We start from the raw sequence: 245 nt of genomic DNA, 5'->3' as shown, positions 1-245 counted from the left end.
CGTTGAGTTATAAAGTAATAAACGACAACCAACAATAGTGTCAAGGCGAACAGCAGTGTCGATAGTGCATTGATATTCAATGAAATACCACGGCGGGCCAATGAATAAATTTCCACTGATAGAGTGGAGAAGCCATTACCGGTCACAAAGAACGTAACCGCAAAATCATCAAGTGAATAAGTCAAAGCCATAAAAAAACCAGCAAAGATACCTGGTAAGATGTATGGTAGGATGACCTTCGTCAA

The 245-nt window shown here is 40.0% G+C and carries 1 protein-coding gene; it reads right to left on the bottom strand.

From position 1 onward, the window contains the following. Positions 1–245: ABC transporter permease (locus tag SB773_RS33995; RefSeq protein ID WP_410594897.1), on the bottom strand; the 245-nt coding region annotated here is incomplete at both ends.

The organism is Bacillus sp. SIMBA_074, assembly GCF_046534555.1.
Lineage (GTDB): Bacteria > Bacillota > Bacilli > Bacillales > Bacillaceae_G > Bacillus_A > Bacillus_A mycoides.
Note: the sequence above shows the minus strand (reverse complement) of the source record. Positions and strands in the feature narration are given on the sequence as shown.